Raw genomic sequence first — 16856 nt, forward strand, 5'->3', positions numbered from 1 at the left:
GGGCCGCCGAGCGGGGGCCGGTTCGGAGGGCGGCCAAACGGTGGTCGAGGTTCCTGCGTGACAGCGGGCGGCCGTCGAGGTGGCCGAGAGTCACCGGCGGACCTCCAGGGCGACGGTCGGGCTGTACTGGCAGCGGCCGAACCACATCACCTTGACCACTGCCCAGTAGGCGCCGGCGTCGGCGTCCTCGGGCACGGTGAGGTCGAACGTGGCGGTGGAGGATTGCCCCGCCGGGACGCGGAAGCCCCGGACGGGGGCTGGGATCGCCGCCCAGGTGCCCCAGGGGGAGACCACTTGCAGCTCGCCCCGGATCTCGCTCCGCGTGCGGTTGGTGAGGGTCAAGGTGAGGTTCGTCCGGACACCGGGAGTGACGGTGAGGGTCTCGGAGGAGACTACGACGTCAAGGCCCGTATCCCGGCCGCTCGTCGCCCTCGTGCCCTGGGTGGCCACCCACTCCTCCGGGGCCTCACCCGGGACGGGCAGCAGGTCGGGCAGGTCGCCGACGGCGATCGTCACCACGTCCTCGACCTCCTGGCCGTCGTGCTCCAGCCGCACGGCGGCGAAGTACAGGCCCGGCGGGACGTCCGCAGGCGGGGTGAGCGTCACCGGGAAGCGCACGTGGCCGCCCGCCTCCAGACGGTACGGGCGGCTGCCGAGGCTCGTCCGCCAGCCCTTCGGCGGCAGGACCACGGCCGTACCCTCGACCGCAGCGTCGCGGAGGTGCGAGGAGAGGACCGCAGAGACCGACACCTGCTCCCCCGCCGTCCGCAGCAGGCCGGGCGAGACGCCCACCGACACCGGCAGATAGCCGAGCGGTGCCGGGCCCCGGTTGTGCAGCCAGTAGCGGGCGTGAACCGGCTGGGCGGCCTCCGCCTCCGGGCCGAGGGCGGGACCCTCCGGGGGTGACGTGAGGGCGGGGGCCGCCAACAGCGTCACGATCTGCGAGCCGGAGAGGTCGAGGTCGGCCGGGCCCGCCGGCCGTTCCAGCAGGTCCGCCTGCCGCAGCTCGCCCAGGCCCAGCGCGCCGCCGAGCGTCACCGTCCGTCCGAAGCCCGTCGACTCCACCAGACGGACAGCGAGATCCGAACCCGCCGACGCCGCCGACCCGTGCGCGATCGGGTTGCCCGCCGGCTTCAGCGCGCTCAGCAGCACCTCCCGCTGCGGCTCGACGCGCAGCCACGACAGGGTGGACGGCAGCGGACCTTCCTGGGCGGGCACGACGCGGCCGTACAGCGGGTGGTTGAACTCCTGCCCCTGCGCGGGCAGCGCCTGCGCCCGCCAGTCGCCCGCTCCCCCGACCAGCGCATAGCTGAACTCGTGTGTCCAGCGCTGGAGTTGGAAAGAGGTGCCGTCGGGCACTGTCCGCCGGGGTGGGTCGATCCAGACGCCGGACGGCCAGCCGGTGCAGGAGCGCATCAGCGAGAGGTGCAGTGCGCCGGTCGTGTCCACCGCGAAGCCGGGCAGGCCGTAGCTCAGCAACGCGACTGTATGGTCGGCCAGTCGGGCGTCCGGATCGTGGACCGGGCAAACGGCCTCGATCCGCGCGTCCGCCAGGTCCGCCGCCAGTCCGGCCGGGTCCGTGACGACGAGCGCCGGGAGCGCCCGCAGGTCCCGCAGGTCGGCGCCGGGCCGCCACGCGTCCGCCAGCGGCGCGACCGCCGGCACCCACACCGCACCGTGCGCCTTGAGCACGCTCGCGTACTCCTCACCCGCCCGCTCGATCAAATCCCTGGCCACAGAGTTGACTTCCGGGCCGCCCACGACGATCCGGAAGTCCGGCAGGTTGGAGTCCACGTCCAGCCAGCCGTACCGGGCCCAGTCGGCGCCCGAGGTGGTGGCCGTGACGCCGACCCGGGCGAGCGCCACGACGAGATCGCGGACGCCGGCCGCCGAGTCCAGCGCCGGCACGACGACCTCCGCCACGCCCAACGCCCGCTCGCCGAGGACCGACCCCGCCGGGTCGCGGAGCACCGCGCGGGCCGTCGCGCCGAGGCCGAACCAGGTGTTGGCCGGGTTGTCGAGCGTCCACGGCGCCTCCGCCGAGTCGACGTCCGGCATCGCGAAGCCCCGCCCGACGACCGCGCCCGCGACCTCGCTGACCGGCAGCGCGCCGGGGAGGTCGACGGGGAAGCGCAGTCGCAGCAAGCGGTCGGCACCGGAGTGGTCGACCACCCGGGTCCGGCAGTCGACCCGGTCGAGCCCGTGCCACAGCGTGACCGTCTGCTCGTAGCGGACGGCGTCCACGGAGCCCGTGATCACCAGCCGCTCCCCGAGCGGCCCGACCTCCCGCCGGACGACAGCCGCCCCCGCACCAGACCCGACCACCGGCCCCTTGGGCAGCAGGTGCCAGGGGCCCTCGCCGAAGTCGGGGTGCTGCGGGTACTCCTCGTAGACGCGCAGCTCGTTGCCGATCGCGCCGTCGCGGATCAACTCCCGTTCGTGCAGCCGGTCGTAGACCGAGGCGAGACCGCCACCGCGCGCCGGATCGGCCCGAACCCGGTAGCGCCCGTTGGCGATCGTCCACCCGTCCTCGGCCGTCCAGGCGTCAACCGGCTCGCCCGCCGGCACCAGCCGCCACGTGCGCCACCCCAGCGCGGGAACGTCCGCCGCCAGGAACCGCAGCGTCCCCCGGTCGACGACGCTCGGCACCTCCGCACCGAGCGGGTCCAGCACCCGTACCGCGCGAACGTCCGGGGGCAGCCGCACGGCGACCAGATCCGTGCGGTCGAACGAGAGCGTGTTCGTCACGACCACCCCAAAACCGGTTCCCTCAAGGGAGATCCGGGCGGCCAGAGCGTCCAGCGCCGCGTCCCGCACCTCCGCCGCGAGGTCGTGCGCCTCGCGCCAGCCGCCGAGCAGGTCGAGGTACACCTGGTCGGACTCGGAGCCGGTGATGGCATCGTGGTGGGCGCCGTACGCGAGGTGGCGCCACACCTTGTCCATCGCCGCCGACGGGTACCGGCCGAGCCCGTGGACGGATGCCAGCGTGGCGAGCTTCTCGGCGTCCACGGCGGCGACCTCGCCCGCGCGCTGGGCCTGCTTGGTGTCGATGTACGAGACGTCCTTGCCGGTGTACACCGGGTTCATGTCGCGTGTCTGCGGGCTCAACTGGCGCCCCGTGGAGGCCAGTTCGGCCCGGACGGCGTCGAGGAAGTCCCTCGGCGTCCCGCACACGAAGCGCGGCCACAGGTACTTGGCGGCCCAGGAGCGGTGGATCGCGGTGACCCACTTGTTGGGCGGGGTGTAGTCCGTCCCGACGGGCAGCAGCAGGTTCCGCGTCGCGCCGACGGGCTTGAGCTTGCGGTACAGGTCGTGGACGGCCCGTTCGGCGGTGGCGAGGTCCGGGGAGGAGTCCATCCACCAGCCGGCCGAGTAGTGGTGCGGCATGTAGTGGGTGAGGACGCCGTCGCCGCTCGGGGCGATCCACTCGAACTCGCTCGGGAACTGCATCACCCGGGCGTCGTCCTTGCCCTCGCGGAAGTTCTTCTGGATCGGGCCCCACTGGTGGAACGGCCCGCGCGCCCAGGCGCTGCCGGTGAGCCCGGCCGCGGCGAGGTGCCCGGGGAACTGCGGGTCGTGCCCGAACACGTCCAGCTGCCAGGCGGTTTGCGGATCGCCGCCGAGGATGTCGCGCTGGTAGCCGATGCCGTACACGATGTTGCGGATGGTCGTCTCGGCGCCGGTGAGGTTGGTGTTCGGCTCGTTGTAGGTGCCGCCGACCAGCTCGACCTGGCCGCGTGCCAGCAGCGTCCGGAGCTCCGCCCGCCGCTCGGGGTGCTGGTCGAAGTACGGTTTCAGGTAGTCGACTTCGGCGAGGACGAACTTGTAGACCGGGTCGCGCAGCGCGAGGTCCAGGTGCGCGTCGACGAGCGCGAAGCCGTTGCGTTCCCAGAGCGGGCGGGTGGTCGCGTCGGCGGAGAGCAGGTCCCAGGGGGAGGTGTAGGCGGCCTGGGTGTTCCACCAGACCGGGTCGTAGTGGAAGTGCGAGACGAGGAACATCGTCCAGCCGGGCTCGGCGACCTCGACGACGGCCTCGACGACGGCCTCGGCCTCGAAGTCCCCGGCCGTCACGGTGACCGGCAGCCGGGCCCCGACGGCGGCGCCGGTGATCTCCAGCGGGACTTCGACCTCCCCCGTGCCGGCCGCCTCGCCGCGCACGCCGGGACCGCTGACGGCGATCCGGGCGGCGGGGCCGTCGACGGTGACTCGCAGCACCTGGCGCGGGGCGTCCTCGGGGCCCACGAACAGGTCGGTGCTCTCGACGGCGGTGATGGTGACCGGCACGGGGAGGGTCCTTTCGGCGGCGATCGGGAGGCTACCTGCCTCGGGCCTCGAAGTCGTGGACGCCGGAGGCGGTGGCGGGCCGGGTGAGCGCGAGGTTGCTGCCGGAGGGCGCGGCCGTCCAGGCCACCGCGGTGGACGCGGCCGCCGAGCGGCCGTACGTCGTCGAGACCGCCTCGACGTCGACCACCGTACTGTCCTCGCCGCCCGCCCGGTCCAACTTGCCGACGAAATAGGCGTCGTTGGGCGTGGCACCGAGGAACGTCCGGGTGCCGTCGGCGTTGCGCCGGTACACCTCGTAGTGGTGGACGTTTCCGCCGGGCGCCGCCGTCCATGAGAGCCGCAGGGACTGGCTGGCGCCGGCCACCACGTCGCTCGCGCCGAGGACGGTGAGCCCTGCGGGCGCGGCCGGAGCCTCCACCGAGCCGTCGTAGACGGCGAGTTGGCCGATCCGGACGTCGTACGCGGGGTCGGACCCTTCGACCCGGAGCCCGATCTGGGCAATCGTGCGGCCCGCGTACGGCGACAGATCGAGGGTGTGGCGCTCCCAGCCCGTACCGGTGTCGGCGCCCACGTCGAGGGTGGTGAAGCTGTCCGGCGCGTCGGTGAAGGAGACTGCGGCCTTGAGCTTGGTCGGGCCGGCGCCCGGAGTCTTCACGACCATCGACAGCCGCGTGTCCGCCGCGACGGGCAGGCTGGTCTGGTAGAGCCGCACGGTGTTGGCGGAGTCGAGCGTGCCGGTGAGGCGCAACGAGGAGCCGCCCTGGTAGGCGTCGGTGAAGTCGACGGACGGGGTGAGCCTGCTGCCGTCGGAGTCGACGATCCAGTGGTAGGTGGGCGGGACGTCCTGGAGGGAGAGGTTGTTCCAGCCGCCGGTGGCCACGCGGGTGCCGCCGGCGTTGTAGAAGTCCCCTTGCCCGGTGTCGAAGTTGGTGACGAACGGCTTGGCCGTGACGGGCGAGGACTCGGCGACGTAGCTGGCGAGGCCGGGCCAGGAGTCGGACAGGTTGGTGTTGGAGGGGTCGGCGTTGGCGCCGACCCAGTAGCGGGAGTCCTTGGCGTAGAAGTCGTTGCGGTCGGTGGCCGACTTCCAGGTCCACTCGGGCCGGTAGAGGCCGAGCGAGGTGGTGTGCGGCTGCCCGGCGGGGAAGAGCGTGTTCCAGTCGACGCTCGTGTTGGAGCCGTTGGCCTCGGTGTCGATGCCGGAGTAGAGCTCGTACTCGCTGCGGCCGAGTTGCCGGGCCAGCGTGCGGGAGGAGTCCAGACCCGACGGCGTCCAGCCGAAGTTGAGGAACATCGAGTCCGAGGTGCGCTTCGAACCATCTTGCAGGAACGGCGAGTTCGCGGTGGTGAGCGCATTCTGCCAGTCGACGGCGCCGGAGGTGGTCATGGCGTCGTACCACATGAAGTCGGTGCCGCCGCTGCGCGCCTTGGTGTACTGCATGAGGTCGCGCAACTGCCCGGCGAGGGCCTGATCGCCGCCGCCCGTCTCCTGGTTGATGAACCAGCCGTCGAAGCCGTAGTACTGGGCGGCCTGGACGAGCTTGTCGGCGACGGGGTAGCGGTCGCCGGATTTCTGGACGAAGTCGCGCACCCACTGCAGTTGGCCGCCGTAGGCCGCGGGCGGGAAGAAGACGGTGCCGTAGACCTTGACGCCGTTGCGGTGGGCCGCGTCGATGACGGTCGGGTTGGGAGCGAGGATGAGACCTTCACCCGCTGAGCCGCCCCAGAAGACGAGCTTGTCGACGTACTGCCAGTAGCCGAAGGCGTAGTAGTTGGGGTCGGCGGAGCCCTGGGAGGGGTTGTTCGAGGTGGGGGCGAAGGAGACCAGGGAGGCTATCTTCCCTTCCCCCGCACGGGCGTTGGGGTTGGCCGCGAGGGACGGGTCGCTGGTGCGCGGCCGGAGGGGGACGCGGGAGCGGTTGAAGCGGGCGTCGGGGTCGGTGGACGGGTCCCAGGTGAGGATGGTGCCGGGGTACCAATACGACGCGTAGGGCTGATTGCCAGCCGCGGCGGCCTTCACCGGCGAGGATGCGGCGGGCGGGGGTGCGGCGGGCGAGGCGTGGGCGGCGGGCACGACGCCCAGCGCGGCGGCGAGCGCGGCACTGAGCAGCAGGGGGAGGCGTCTGGACATGCGCTGACTCCGATCGAGCGGAGGAGGGGGCGGGCCCACCGGCGCGGCGGGCCCGGGTGCATGCGGGCGTGACGATGCGCATCGGAGGAGGCGCCGGCGATCGGCTGACGGTACGCAATCAACGGGCAGGGTGCCGGACCCCCTCGGCGCAGCGAGGCTAAACCGGTTCAGAACCGCTGTCAACGACCCGCGCAACAACCGCCCCCACGGGTGAAACGGCCGCGGCCCCGGGCGGCGCCGTCGACTCCCGGACGGTCAGCCGCGGCGTCGGCATCTGGAGGTCCCGCCCGGGCCCGGCCCCGTCCAGGGCGTCCAGCAGGCTGCGCGCCACCTGCTCGCCGAGGGCGAAGGTGTCCCGGCTGAGCGCGGTGAGCGGCGGGTGGACGATCCGGGCGAGCACCGAGTCGTCGAAGGAGACGATCGACAGCTCGCCGGGCACCGCGACCCCCATCTCGCCGGCGACGCCCAGGCCGGCCACCGCCATCACGTCGCTGTCGTAGACGATCGCGGTGGGCCGCCGGGCGCGCGAGAGCAGCGTGCGGGTGGCCGCGGCGCCCTCGGCGTCGCTGAAGTCGGTCGGCACCGAGACCGCCTCCTCCAGCCCGAGCCGGCGCGAGGCGTCGCGCAGCGCGCGGATCCGCCGCTGGGTGTGCTGGAAGTGCGGGAGCCCGGCGAGGTGGGCGATCCTGCGGTGCCCGATGGCGGCCAGGTAGTCGACGATGGAGAGCATCGCCTCCCGGTCGTCGGCCCAGATCCGCAGCCGGCCGCCGCCCTTGCCGGGCCCGCCCAGGACGACCGCGGGCAGCCCGAGTTCGTCCAGTACGGGCAGCCGCGGGTCGCGGGTCTGCAGGTCGACGACGATGAAGCCGTCGACGCGGTGCTCGGAGGCCCAGCGCCGGTAGACCCCGATCTCGGCGGCGGTGTCCTCGACGACCATCAGGTGCAGCGCGACCGAGCTGGCCGAGAGCACCGCCTGGAGCCCGGAGAGCAGCTGGCCGAAGAACGGCTCGACCCCGATGGTGCGGGCGGGCCGGGCGATCACGAGGCCGACGGCGTCGGCCCGGGCGCCGCCGAGGGCGCGGGCGGCGCTGTGCGGCCGCCAGTTCATCTCCTCGGCGACCCGCAGGATCCGGGCCCTGGTCGCCTCGCTCACGCCGGGTCGCCCGTTGAGCGCGAAGGACACCGCGCCCTTGGAGACACCGGCCTGTCGGGCGATGTCGGCGATCGTCGGTCTGCCCACGGGACCCGACTCCTCTCGTCAACTTCACTCGGCCATGAGGGGCCAAGCTTGCAGGTAGCGCCCAACTGGCTGTTGGGTGGACTCCCACATCCAGCCTCCGCACCCTATGGTGCGGGGGCAGGGGCGGATGACCGCCGCCCCGCGTTCCACGCAGCCTCTGCCCGGTGGGCGATGTTGCGGGAAGCGTTCCGGTCGGCGTGCGCAACGACGCCGCACGACCGGCATGCGAAGGCGGCCTGATCAGGCCGGTTCCTACGGTCTGTGTAGTGGCACACGGAGCATTCCTGGCTGGTGTATGCCGGGTCGACGTACACCACCGGGACGCCGGCCCGTTTGGCCTTGTAGGCGACGAAGGCGCCGAGTTGGGCAAAGGCCCAGGAGTGCAGCGTAACCCGTTGGGGCTTGCGGAGCCGTGCCCGCTGCCGAATACCGGATAGGTCTTCCAGTCCGATTCCGGCAGTGGTGCGTTCAGCCTCGGTCACGATGCGCTTGGAGATACAGTGGTTGACGTCCCTGGCGCGGCGGGACTCCTTACGGGAGAGCCGCTTCAACACCCGCTTGGCTGACTTGGTGCCCTTCGTCTGAAGCTTGGCCCGCAGGTCCTGCATGCGCTTGCGGTGCCGGTTCAGGCCGCGTCCGGCGGCACGGTAACCGATGCTGGTGGTGGCGATGTTGGTGATACCGAGGTCCACGCCGATCCATCCGGTCGGCTCGAACGCCTCAGCCTCGGCTACGTTGCAGGCTGCCATCAGGTAGAACGCGCCATCGCGCGCCACCAAATCGGTTTCGCCCTTACGGTGCTCACGGAGCATCGCAAGGACCTCTGCGGAGCACGCGAAGGGGATGCTCTTCACGCGGCCAGCGGTGGTCCAGATGCTCACCGTCCGATCATCCAGCCGCCAGGACAGGCAGCGGTCGTCGTATGCCTGAGCGGCATCGGGGCGGAAACTGATCGGTTTGGACTCGGCGCGTTCGCGTCGCTTGTCGCCGGGCCCGCCGAGATTCCCGGCGCGGATGTTCGCCGCCAGGGTGGCATAGGCGTCGGCGACCTTGCGTATGACATGCAGCGCGGGCTGCGCGGACAGCCCGGCACCCTTCAGCTTGAGGTAGGCCGCGCTTTGCAAGGCCCTCCGGGACTGCTCCCCCGTACGAAAAGCCAGCTCGGAGACACGGTTGGCCTCTCGGTTGCACGTGGACAGGGTGTCGCGCAGTGCCGTCGCCACATCCGGCGACGGCATCAGCTTGACCTGAACTGCCGTCAACACTGGGTAACCGTAACATGCTTCTGCGTCACTCCAGCGGGTCTCAACCCAGCGCACAGCGAGGGCACAGCACTGCCTACACCTTGCACGCGGACTTTTGGCGCCACCCCCAGCCGCTAGCTCATATTGACAGCCGAGTTAGGTCGGAGCATAGTCCCTGAAATAGCTAGACCGGTTTAGCAAATGAGGTTTCAGGAAGACGGCACACCAGCCGGCGCAATCCCACCTACCCTGGACCGGGAGACCCTCAATGCGAAGAATCTGGGCGGCACTGACGACAACGGCGGTCACCGCCGCCGCACTCGCCGGCTGCGGACTCGGCTCCGGCGACGGCAAGAACGGCGACAGCGTGGCCAGTGCGGCCGCGACCGGCGAGGTCAAGGGGAAGGTCTCGCTCCAGACCTGGGCGCTCAAGCCGAAGTTCACCGACTACATGCAGGGCGTGATCGACGGCTTCAAGAAGAAGTACCCGGGCGTCGAGGTCGACTGGCTGGACCAGCCCGGCGACGGCTACTCCAACAAGGTGCTCAGCCAGGCCGCCGCGGGCGACCTCCCCGACGTGGTCAACCTCCCGCCGGACTTCGCCCTCCCCCTGGCGAAGAAGGACCTCCTCCTCGACGTCTCCAAGGCCGACCCGAAGCTCGCCGACGAGTACGTCAGCGGCAGCGTCGACGCCTACCGCTTCGTCGGCCAGGACGGCGTCTACGGCTACCCCTGGTACCTCAACACCGATGTGAACTACTGGAGTTCGGACCTCCTCAGCCAGAACGGCCTGGACCCGAAGAAGCTCCCCGCCAACCTGGACGAACTCATCGCCCAGGCCCGCGTCATGAAGGACAGGTCCGGCGGCAAGGCCTACCTGATGAGCCGCAAGCCGGGCATCGGCGACCTCTACAACGCCGGCGTGAAGATCATGGCCGACGACGGCAAGTCCTTCACCTTCAACACCCCCGAAGCCGCCGCACTGCTCGACAAGTACCGCGACGCCTTCAAGGAGGGCCTGCTGCCCAACGACGTCCTCACCAACACCTACGCGGGCAACAGCAAGCTCTTCAACTCCGGCACCGCGGCCTGGACCACCGCCGGCGCCAACTACATCACCTCGCTCGCCACCGACAACCCGACGCTCGCCCCCAAGGTCGTCCCGTCCGCCGCGTTCAACACGCCGCCGCTGTACGTCCAGGGCGTGTCCATCCCGAAGAGCACCAAGAACCCGGCCGCCGCGGTGGCCCTGGCCCGCTGGCTCACCAGCCCCGAGAACCAGGCCGGGCTGGCCCACCTGACCAGCGTCTTCCCGTCCACCAAGGCCTCCGCCGACGACCCGTTCTTCAGCAAGGGCGACGGCACCAACGCGGGCGACGCCAAGGTGATCGCCTTCGCCTCGCTGGCCAAGGCGAAGCTCATCCAGCCCGTCGTGATCGACGACGCGATGAGCACGGTCGTCAACCAGCAGATCGCCCTGGCGATCAGCGGCCAGGCGAGCTCCAAGCAGGCGCTCGACTCCGCGGTCCAGCAGTGCGACAAGCTGCTCAAGGGCTGATCCCGCGGGCCCGGACGGCGGGCGCCCCCACCCCGCCGCTCCCGGGAACGACCGCACCGCCCCCAGGCCCCAGGAAGGCACTCCGCATGACCCACCGGCGCTGGTTCACACCCTGGCTGCTCGCCGGGCCCGCGTTACTCTGGCTGGCCGTCTTCAACCTGTGGCCGGCCGTCAACACGGTGATCCTGTCCTTCACCAACGCCAAGCCGCTGGGCGGCGGCACGTTCACCGGCCTGGAGAACTACGGACGCCTCCTCGACGACGAGCAGCTCGCCGACGCCCTGCTCAACAGCATCGTCTTCATGCTGGTCTGCCTGCCCCTCCTGACGGTCCTGCCGCTGCTGCTCGCCCTCCTCGTCCAGCGGAAGGCCCCCGGCATCACCTTCTTCCGCACCGCCTTCTACACGCCCGTCATCGCCTCCGCCGTCGTCGTCGCACTGATCTGGGGCTGGGTGCTGGACGACCGCGGCCTCGTCAACGGCGTCCTCCAGCAGAGCGGACTCACCGACACCCCGGTCACCTTCCTCACCGACCGCTGGCTCCTGCTCTTCAGCGCCATCGCCCTGACCACGTGGAAGGGCCTCGGCTACTACATGGTCATCTACCTGTCCGCCCTCGCCAACGTGCCGCGCGAGCTGCACGAGGCCGCCGCCGTCGACGGCGCGAGCCCGCTGCGCCGGCTGTGGCACGTCACGCTCCCGGGCGTGCGGCCGACGATGATGCTCGTCTCCGTACTCATCTCGGTCAGCTCCCTGCGCGTCTTCTCCGAGCTGTACGTGCTCTCCAACGGCCAGGGCGGCCCCGGCGGCCGGGACATGTCCGTGGTGATGCTCATCCAGATGTACAGCCGCGGCTTCACCGGCCACCTCGGCTACGCCTCCGCGCTCAGCCTGCTGCTGTTCGTCATCACGCTCGGCCCGATGCTGCTCCTGACGCGCCTGAACCGGAAGGCGGACTGAACCCGATGGCGACCCGACGCTCCAGGGCCTTCAACACCCCCACCCCCGCGCGGACGGCGGCACGCTACGCACTCCTCGTCCTCGTGCTGCTCCTCGTCATCGGCCCGTTCCTGTGGCAGCTGTCCACGTCCCTCAAGGGCCCGGGCGAGGACGTGTACACCCGGACGCCGGACTTCCTGCCCGAGGACCTGACCTTCGGCAACTACGGGAAGGTCGCCGACACCATCCCGGTGTGGACCTACGCCCTCAACTCCGTGATCGTGGCCGCGATCTGCATCGCGGGCAACGTCGCCGGCTGCACCCTCGCCGGCTACGCGCTCGCCCGGCTGCGGTTCCGCGGCGCCAAGCTCGTGTTCGGCCTGTTCCTCGCCACGCTCGTGCTGCCCGGCGAGGTCACGATCGTCTCCCAGTACGTGCTCGTGCGCAGCCTCGGCCTGGCCGACAGCCTGGTCGGCGTGGCGCTGCCCGGCGCGCTCGCGATGCTCAACGTGCTGCTGATGCGGACGGCGTTCGCCGCCGTGCCCGCCGAACTCGACCAGGCCGCCCTGGTCGACGGCGCCACCGTGTGGCAGCGGCTGTGGCACATCGGCCTGCCGAACGTGCGCGGCATGCTCAGCGTGATCGTCATCTTCACGTTCATCGGCGCCTGGGACGACTTCCTGTGGCCGCTGATCGTGCTCAACGACCCGCAGAAGTACACGCTCACCGTCGGACTCCAGTACCTCAACGGCACGTTCTCCGCGAACCCCCGGCTGATCGCGGCCGGCACGATGATCGCCTTCCTGCCGATCGTCCTGGTGTTCGCCGCCTGCCAGCGCTTCTTCTTCAAGGGCGTGGAAGAGGGAGCCGTCAAAGGCTGATCCCCACCGTCCCGTCTACTCGTTGAGGATCCATGACCACCGCTCCGCACGTCCCCCGCTTCGGCGTCAACTACACCCCCACCACAGGCTGGTTCCACCACTGGCTCGACTTCGACCTCGACGCCGTCCGCGCCGACCTCGACTCGGTCGCCGCGCTCGGCCTCGACCACGTCCGGGTGTTCCCGCTCTGGCCGCTCTTCCAGCCCAACCGCACGCTGATCCGCCCGCGCGCCGTCGAGCAGCTCGCCGCGCTCGTGGACGCCGCCGGGGAGCGCGGGCTCGACGTCGCCGTGGACGGCCTCCAGGGCCACCTCTCCAGCTTCGACTTCCTGCCGTCCTGGACCCGGACCTGGCACCGGCGGAACGTCTTCACCGACCCCGACGTCCTCGACGGCCAGGCCGCCTACCTGCGCACCCTCGCCGAGGCACTGCGCGAGAAGTCCAACTTCCTCGGCCTGACGCTCGGCAACGAGATCAACCAGTTCGCCGGCGACCCGCACCCCGACCCCGACCGGATCACCCCCGGGCAGGCCGACGCGTGGCTGCGCCGCATGCTCGCCGCGTGCGAGGAGGGCGCGCCCGGCCGGCTCCACCTGCACGCCTCCTACGACGCCGCCTACTACCTCGACGGGCACCCGTTCACGCCGTGGCACTCGGCGCGGATCGGCGCGGCGACGGCCGTGCACTCGTGGGTGTTCAACGGCACCGCCCAACGCTACGGCGCCGCGTCCGCCGCGACCGCGCAGCACGCCGCCTACCTGGTCGAGCTCGCCAAGGCGTGGGCGGACGACCCGGCGCGCCCGGTCTGGCTCCAGGAGGTCGGCGCCCCGGCCCCGCACATCGCCCCGGAGGACGCCGCGCGCTTCACCGGCGCGACCGTCGAGGCCGTCCTGGACTGCCCGGACCTGTGGGGCGTCACCTGGTGGTGCTCGCACGACGTCGACCGCTCGCTCGCCGACTTCCCCGAACTCGAGTACGGCCTCGGCCTGTTGACCACCGACCGGAAGGTCAAGCCGGCCGGCGCCCGGCTCGCCGAGGCCGCCGCCGAGGCTCGCCGCGCGTGGCAGCCGCCCAAGCCGCGGACGACGGCGGTGGTGATCGCCGCCGGCGACGAGGTCACGGCGCCGAAGCGCTCGGTCTGCGGGCCCGGCGGCGCGGTCTTCGAGGCGTTCATGCGCCTCACCGAGGCGGGCGCCCGTCCGACCACCGTCCTCGCCGAGCACGCCGAGGACCGCGCGCACCTGGCCGCACGCGGAATCACCGAGGTGGTCCACCCCGACGACGTACGTTCTCTCTGAGCCGTTCCCCCAGCCAAGCAACGGAGCCGCCGACATGCACGATGACCGCACCCTGGTCGAGTCCCGCCTCAAGCGCGTCCTCGACGAGCGCATCCGCCCCGCCGTGTACCCCGAGTCCGTCCCGCTGACCGTCGGCATCTGGACGGCGCCCGGCGAGCCCGTCCCGGTCGCCGAGGGCCTGGCGGCGCCGCGCTCCCCGATCGCGGTCGGCGACGCCTGGGGCGCGCCGTGGGGCACCAGCTGGCTCACCGTGACCGGCACGGTGCCGCAGGCGTGGGCCGGGCGGACGGTCGAGGCGCTGATCGACCTCGGCTTCGACGCCAACATGCCCGGATTCCAGTGCGAGGGCCTCGTCTACCGCCCGGACGGCACGCCGGTGAAGGGCCTCAACCCGCAGAACCAGTGGGTGCGCGCGGCCTCCCCGGCAGTCGGCGGCGAACCGGTCCTCCTGCACGTGGAAGCGGCGTCCAACCCGGTCATCCTCGACTACCACCCGTTCCTGCCGACCGAGTTGGGCGACAAGGAGACAGCCGGCACCGAACCCCAGTACAAGCTCACCCGGATGGACCTCGCCGTCTTCGACGAGACGGTGTGGCAGCTGGTGATCGACCTGGAGGTCCTCGGCGAACTGATGGCCGAACTGCCGGTCGAGAGCGCCCGCCGCTGGGAGATCCTGCGCGCCGTGGAACGAGCACTGGACGCGATCGACCTGCAGAACGTCAACAAAACTGCCCCACAAGCCCGTTCGGCGCTGAACACCGTACTCTCCACCCCCGCGGCCCCATCCGCCCACCGGATCAGTGCGATCGGCCACGCCCACATCGACTCGGCCTGGCTGTGGCCGCTGCGGGAGACGGTCCGGAAGGTGGCCCGCACCACCGCCAACATGACGGCGCTGTTGGAGGACGAGCCCGACTTCCTCTACACCATGTCCCAGGCGCAGCAGTTCGCGTGGATCAAGGAGCACCGCCCCGAGGTGTACGCACGCGTGCGCAAGGCCGTGGCCGACGGGCGGTTCGTACCGGCCGGCGGCATGTGGGTGGAGTCGGACACCAACATGCCGAGCTCGGAGGCGATGGCACGTCAATTCGTCCACGGGAAACGCTTCTTCCTGGACGAGTTCGGGGTGGAGAACCACGAGGCCTGGCTGCCCGACACGTTCGGCTTCACCGGCGGCCTGCCGCAGATCATCCGCAACGCGGGCTCCAAGTGGCTGCTGACGCAGAAGATCTCGTGGAGCCAGGTCAACACGTTCCCGCACCACACGTTCCTGTGGGAGGGGATTGACGGGACGAGGATCTTCACCCACTTCCCGCCCGTGGACACCTACAACTGCTCGATGAAGGGCAGCGAAATCGCCCACGCCGCCCGCAACTTCAAGGACAAGGGGGTGGCCAGGCACTCGCTCGCGCCGACCGGCTGGGGCGACGGCGGTGGCGGCACGACGCGCGAGATGGTCGCCAAGGCCGCGCGGCTGAAGGACCTGGAGGGCTCGGCGACGGTCCGCTGGGAGCGGCCGGCCGAGTTCTTCGCGAAGGCCGAGGCCGAGTACCCGAGCCCGCCGGTGTGGGTCGGCGAGCTGTACCTGGAGCTGCACCGGGCCACGCTCACCAGCCAGGCGAAGACCAAGCAGGGCAACCGGCGCAGCGAGAACCTCCTGCGCGAAGCCGAACTCTGGTGCACCACCGCGACGTTGCGGACCGGAGCCGCCTACCCGTACGAGGAGCTGGACCGGATCTGGAAGACGGTGCTGCTGCACCAGTTCCACGACATCCTGCCCGGCTCGTCGATCGCCTGGGTGCACCGCGAGGCCGAGGCGACGTACGCGGCGCTGGCCACCGAACTGGAAGCACTCATCGGCCGCGCCCAGCAGGCCCTCGCCGGTGACGCCGCCGGCGGACACGACCTGGTCTTCAACGCGGCACCGCACGAACGCTCCTCGGTGCCCGCAGGCGGAGCGGCAGCAACACCGACCACGCCCGGCAACTGCGCCGCAACCGAACGCCCCGAAGGCGGATTCACCCTCCACAACGGCCTGCTGGACGTCGTCGTCGACACCGAAGGCCTGATCACCTCCGTCACCGAGGTGGCGAGCGGCCGCGAGACCGTCGCCCCCGGCACGAGGGCCAACCTGCTCCAACTGCACCCCGACTTCCCCAACATGTGGGACGCGTGGGACGTCGACCAGTTCTACCGCAACACCGGAACGGACCTCACCGACGTCGACGCGATCACCGCCACCACCCACCCGGACCGGGCGAGCGTCCGGATCGAGCGCTCCTTCGGCTCGTCCCGCGTCGTCCAGACGCTCACGCTGCGGGCGGGCGAGCAGCGCCTCGACATCGACACCGAGGTCGACTGGCACGAGACCGAGAAGTTCCTCAAGGCCGCCTTCCCGCTCGACCTCCACACCGAGCGCTACGCGGCGGAGACCCAGTTCGGCCACCTCTACCGCCCGACCCACACCAACACCAGCTGGGAGGCCGCGAAGTTCGAGGCCTGCAACCACCGCTTCGTCCACCTCGACGAACCCGGGTGGGGCGTCGCCCTCGTCACCGCGTCGACCTACGGCCACGACGTCACCCGGACCGTGCGCGACACCGACGGCGGGACGACCACCACCGTCCGCTTCTCGTTGCTGCGCGCCCCGCGCTTCCCCGACCCCAAGACCGACCAGGGCCTGCACCGCTTCCACCACGCCCTCGTCCCCGGCGCCACGATCGCCGACGCCGTCCGCGAGGGCTACCGCATCGGCCTCCCCGAACGGCGGGTCACCGGCAGCGAGGAGACAGTGACCCCCCTGGTGACGGTCGACAACGACGCCATCGTCGTGAGCGCCGTCAAACTCGCCGACGACCGCAGCGGCGACCTGATCGTCCGCGTCTACGAGGCGAACGGAGGCCGAGCGAGGGGCCGTCTGACCACGTCGTTCCCGCTGGCCGAAGCCCAGCCGTGCGACCTGCTGGAACGCCCGTGGGAGGGCACCCGGGGAGACGTGACAGTGACCGAGGGCACAGTAGACCTGGCCCTCCGCCCATTCGAACTGGTCACCGTGCGCCTGAGCACACAAGGCTGACAGACCGCACCCCCACCCCCACCAGTGCACCCCCTCAACCACCCCCCTCCCCCTCAACCACCCCCCCACCCCATACCGACCCACCCCCCTCAGCCACCCCCCACCCCCAAACCCACCCAAGGCGAGAGGGTCGGGCTGCGGGAGGGGGTGGCGGAGGGGGTGGCCGCGGAGAGGGGCGTGACGGGTGATTTTCAGACTGCCAACGG

9 protein-coding genes are annotated in these 16856 nt (G+C 71.2%); 5 read left to right on the forward strand and 4 right to left on the reverse strand.

Going from position 1 to position 16856, the window contains the following annotated elements:
• Positions 1-90: 90 nt before the first annotated feature.
• From ACFVSN_RS43495 to ACFVSN_RS43510, 4 genes are all read right to left on the reverse strand, one after another.
• Entirely contained in the window at positions 91-4284 is a 4194-nt protein-coding gene (locus ACFVSN_RS43495; protein WP_387959048.1) for an NEW3 domain-containing protein, read from the reverse strand.
• Between the two features lie 31 nt (positions 4285-4315).
• The gene (locus ACFVSN_RS43500) at positions 4316-6415 is read right to left on the reverse strand and encodes an endo-beta-N-acetylglucosaminidase (RefSeq protein WP_387959049.1); all 2100 of its coding nucleotides are present in this window, start codon (positions 6413-6415) and stop codon (positions 4316-4318) included.
• 157 nt (positions 6416-6572) lie between these two features.
• Positions 6573-7655, reverse strand: coding sequence for a LacI family DNA-binding transcriptional regulator (locus ACFVSN_RS43505; RefSeq protein ID WP_387959050.1), 1083 nt, complete (start codon positions 7653-7655; stop codon positions 6573-6575).
• A 104-nt stretch (positions 7656-7759) separates the two neighbouring features.
• Positions 7760-8920 (reverse strand): RNA-guided endonuclease InsQ/TnpB family protein, encoded by a 1161-nt coding sequence (locus tag ACFVSN_RS43510; RefSeq protein WP_380446489.1) that lies wholly within the window; start codon positions 8918-8920, stop codon positions 7760-7762.
• Between the two features lie 247 nt (positions 8921-9167).
• On the opposite strand from ACFVSN_RS43510, the gene ACFVSN_RS43515 reads away from it, so the two are divergent.
• The 5 genes from ACFVSN_RS43515 to ACFVSN_RS43535 all read left to right on the forward strand — a co-directional run bounded on the left by ACFVSN_RS43515 (position 9168) and on the right by ACFVSN_RS43535 (position 16650).
• A complete protein-coding gene (locus ACFVSN_RS43515; protein ID WP_387959053.1) occupies positions 9168-10457 on the forward strand; it encodes an ABC transporter substrate-binding protein in 1290 nt (429 codons plus the stop codon).
• 86 nt (positions 10458-10543) lie between these two features.
• Positions 10544-11416 (forward strand): carbohydrate ABC transporter permease, encoded by an 873-nt coding sequence (locus ACFVSN_RS43520; protein WP_380506679.1) that lies wholly within the window; start codon positions 10544-10546, stop codon positions 11414-11416.
• A gap of 5 nt (positions 11417-11421) precedes the next feature.
• Positions 11422-12276, forward strand: a complete 855-nt coding sequence (locus ACFVSN_RS43525) for a carbohydrate ABC transporter permease (RefSeq protein WP_380446495.1) — start codon at positions 11422-11424, stop codon at positions 12274-12276.
• 32 nt (positions 12277-12308) lie between these two features.
• Complete coding sequence (locus ACFVSN_RS43530) at positions 12309-13574, forward strand: glycosyl hydrolase (RefSeq protein ID WP_387597051.1); 1266 nt, start codon at positions 12309-12311, stop codon at positions 13572-13574.
• Positions 13575-13608: 34 nt separating this feature from the next.
• Positions 13609-16650, forward strand: a complete 3042-nt coding sequence (locus ACFVSN_RS43535; RefSeq protein WP_387597048.1) for an alpha-mannosidase — start codon at positions 13609-13611, stop codon at positions 16648-16650.
• Positions 16651-16856: the final 206 nt, after the last annotated feature.

It is taken from the genome of Kitasatospora sp. NPDC057904, assembly GCF_042887925.1.
Classification (GTDB): Bacteria; Actinomycetota; Actinomycetes; order Streptomycetales; family Streptomycetaceae; genus Kitasatospora.

Coding starts and splice junctions, on each gene's coding strand:
- ACFVSN_RS43520 (WP_380506679.1), top strand. CDS start 10,544: ATGACCCACCGGCGCTGGTTCACACCCTGGCTGCTCGCCGGGCCCGCG.
- ACFVSN_RS43500 (WP_387959049.1), bottom strand. CDS start 6,415: ATGTCCAGACGCCTCCCCCTGCTGCTCAGTGCCGCGCTCGCCGCCGCG.
- ACFVSN_RS43525 (WP_380446495.1), top strand. CDS start 11,422: ATGGCGACCCGACGCTCCAGGGCCTTCAACACCCCCACCCCCGCGCGG.
- ACFVSN_RS43515 (WP_387959053.1), top strand. CDS start 9,168: ATGCGAAGAATCTGGGCGGCACTGACGACAACGGCGGTCACCGCCGCC.
- ACFVSN_RS43535 (WP_387597048.1), top strand. CDS start 13,609: ATGCACGATGACCGCACCCTGGTCGAGTCCCGCCTCAAGCGCGTCCTC.
- ACFVSN_RS43530 (WP_387597051.1), top strand. CDS start 12,309: ATGACCACCGCTCCGCACGTCCCCCGCTTCGGCGTCAACTACACCCCC.